The sequence below is a fragment of the Streptomyces sp. genome (assembly GCF_050698815.1).
Lineage (GTDB): Bacteria > Actinomycetota > Actinomycetes > Streptomycetales > Streptomycetaceae > Streptomyces.
The window spans coordinates 1-1,650 of record NZ_JBOHCV010000427.1 but is presented as its reverse complement, the minus strand read 5'-3'; the positions used below and the strand labels follow the sequence as shown (position 1 = coordinate 1,650).

Annotated in this window: 1 protein-coding gene; it reads left to right on the top strand. The window is 70.6% G+C overall.

Going from position 1 to position 1,650, the window contains the following annotated elements:
- Positions 1 to 85: 85 nt before the first annotated feature.
- Positions 86 to 1,650 (top strand): ATP-binding protein (locus ACRDP3_RS15470; protein WP_431517520.1); only part of this gene is annotated, 1,565 nt, incomplete at its 3' end.

The window sequence follows — 1,650 nt, the reverse complement described above, 5'->3', positions numbered from 1 at the left end:
CATCATGACTGAGTCCGTCTCCGCTGCCGTGGGCAGCGTGCATGACCTGGACGAACGCCACACCAACCGCAGCGGCGACGCGCCGCTGTCGCTGGTGAAGGAAGACACCACCCCGCCCGTCGTATTGGAGGGCACCGTGCTCCCCGCGGAGCCGGTGGCACCGGCCGCGCCGGCGCGGCACGTCCGCGTTGTTCGCGGGGTGCGGACGGTCGTCACGCACGAGCGCACCCGCGATTCCCTGCGGTTGATCGCACGCCACGGCTCCTACGCCGCCTCTGGCGGGATGATCCTCGCCCGTCGTGCGTGGGACGGACGCAGCACCGCACGGTATGAGCGGATGATGCGCACCGCCGAAGCCGCCGGCGAGCACGACCGCGCGATGGAGTGGGAGCAGCGCGCCGCGACCTTCCGCGCCGCCCGGCACCAGCGCCGCATGGACCTGCTCAAGGCTCCGCAGCGGATCGCCAAGGGCGCCGCCGTCGGGGCGGGAGTCGGGGTGGGTGGTCTCTTGGCGCTGGGCATCGTGATGGCCATAGCCGAGAAGGATGCATCCCTGGTCGGGGCGCCGTTCATGGCGACCATCGAGACCATCAACTGGATCATCTTCATCGCGACCGTCGTGTGGGGCCCTCTGGTGGCGGTCGGGCCGTGGCTGCTGTTGCTCGGGCTGTGGAACATCGGTCGACGCCAGCAGGCGGCCCCGTCCTGGGCCATGCCCGCCGCTCAGCGGTCGACCGATGGCGATCCGATCACCCCGTCCATCGTCGTCACCGCCCTGCGCGATCTGGGCGTCGCTCCGATGCGCAACGCCATCAAGGCCATGGGCGACGCCGGCGCCGGCATGCTCGGCCCGATCCGCATCGCCGGATGCGGAGTCGAGGTCGACGTGACCCTGCCCTCCGGTGTGTCCACGGTGGAGGTACAGGACCGCCGTCGGAAGCTGGCGGAGAACCTGGGACGGCACGAGCACGAGGTGTTCGTGACGATCCCGCAGGCCGCGCGCACGGTGCGGCTGTGGATCGCTGATTCCGGAGCGCTGGACGAGCCGATCGGCACCTCCCCCCTGGTCACCGACCCCGACATGTCGGCCGACTACAAGACGGGCCGCGCGCCGTGGGGCCAGGACCTGCGCGGGGACGCGGCGCTGCTGAGCCTGTATCAGCGGATGCTGCTCATCACCGGCCTGTCCAACCAGGGCAAGACGGCCGCCCTCCGTGCGCTCGCGCTGTGGCTGGCGCTCGACCCGCGGGTGGAGTTCCGCATCGCCGACCTCAAGGGCGTCGGCGACTGGCGCATGTTCACCGACCTGGCCACGACCCTGATCGAGGGCCCCACGGACGAGCACGTCATCGACGCCACCGAGATGCTCGAAGAAGGCGTGCGGGAGATGGAACGCCGCGTGATGGCCCCGCCCGGAACGCACTACGACCCGCTGATCCTCATCGTGGACGAGGCGCAGTTGGCGTTCATGTGCCCCGCCAAGGGCGAGGACGGCCGCCAGTACGGCGGGTCCAAGGGCACCTCGCGGTACTTCATGGCCGCTCGGAAGATCCACAACCAGGGCCGTGCGGTCGACGTGCTGCTGTGGGAGGGCACGCAGGACCCGACCGACCAGAACCTGCCCAAGCTGGTCCGCGAGGGCGCACACAC